Annotated in this window: 1 protein-coding gene; it reads left to right on the top strand. The window is 43.1% G+C overall.

Annotated elements, in window-relative coordinates:
- Positions 1-64 precede the first annotated feature (64 nt).
- Positions 65-1,505, top strand: a 1,441-nt coding sequence (locus LI114_RS13450) for a VirB4 family type IV secretion system protein (protein ID WP_227221092.1), incomplete at its 3' end; no start/stop codon positions are given.

The raw sequence follows: 1,505 nt of genomic DNA, 5'->3' as shown, positions 1-1,505 counted from the left end.
AGCATATCGGGCGAGGGAATCCCTGATATTGAGGGAGAAGCGGAATTTAATTTGGAGGAATTGCATGAGAATTAATTTACGAAAAAAGAAAAAACTGACGGACGAACAACTTGAAATTATCAGCACAAAGGACTTTTTTGACCGCATTGTTCCGGGAATAATCAGGTTCTACACCGACCACTATATCTGCGGAAACTTCTACAAGTCCTGCTGGGCGGTAACGGAATATCCGACTTCAACAGAAGAAACGGCTATCCTCGCTCACCTTGCAGACAGGAACGGAGTAACGCTTCGCATTTACAACCGCCTTGTGACAAGTATGGAGCAGCGGAAGATCGTGCAGCAGGCAATGAGGAAAAATCATATGATGACCACCACAAATGACGTCAACGAAAGCATAAAGGCTCAGAACAACATCGACGATGTAGTAGAACTGCTATCGGAACTGAGAAGAAACAAAGAACCTCTCCTGCATACGGCCGTGTTTATCGAGCTAAAAGCAAGTACTGAGGATAAGCTGAAAGAACTGCAGGCTGATATTCAAATGGAACTGACACGTTCCAAAATATCCGTTGACAGACTGCTGTTACGACAGAAAGAGGGATTTCTTTCTGTTCTTCCCACAGGCAATAACGTATTCGCAAGTCATTTTGAAAGAGTGCTGCCTGCAAGCTCGGTGGCTGATCTTTATCCCCTCAACTATTCGGGCAAGACCGATGAGAACGGCTTTTATCTTGGAAGAGATAAGTACGGCACGAATATTCTTGTTGACTTTGACAAGCGTACAGAGGATAAGACAAACAGCAATATCCTTATCCTCGGCAACAGCGGTCAGGGTAAGTCGTATCTGATGAAACTGCTTTTATGCAATCAGCGTGAGGCAGGGAAAAGTGTTTTGGTCTTGGATCCGGAGCATGAGTATGAGGATCTCTGTTCAAACTTGGGCGGCACATATATTGATATGATGTCGGGTGAGTTTATGATAAATCCGCTTGAACCTAAAGCTTGGTCGGAAAATTCTCGCTTTGGAAATCAAGAAAAGGAAACCGATGACAGCCCTGAAACATTCCGAAAAGTAACCCGTTTAAGTCAGCACATCAGCTATCTAAAAGACTTTTTCAGAGCATACAAGGACTTCACAGACGCTGAAATTGACACAATTGAAATCATGCTTATGAAGCTGTACGCAAGATTCGGAATTGATGATTTTACCGATTTCAATACGCTTAATAGTGATGACTATCCCGTGATGTCAGACCTCTACGAACTTATTGAAAAGGAATTCATGGCGTTTGATAACGAGAAAAAGCACCTATACACCGAAGAAATGTTACAGAATATCTGTCTCGGACTGCACTCCATGTGTAAGGGTGCGGAATCAAAATATTTCAACGGTCACACCAACATAGGTGACGGAGAGTTTATCTGCTTCGTAGTGAAAGGTCTTATGGACACTAACAAGCGGCTCAAGGATACGCTGTTGTTTAATATCCTGTCGTATATGT

Origin of the sequence: Ruminococcus sp. 210702-SL.1.03 (genome assembly GCF_020559915.1) — a bacterium.
Lineage (GTDB): Bacteria > Bacillota > Clostridia > Oscillospirales > Ruminococcaceae > YE71.
This window is presented reverse-complemented; position numbering and strand designations above follow the sequence as displayed.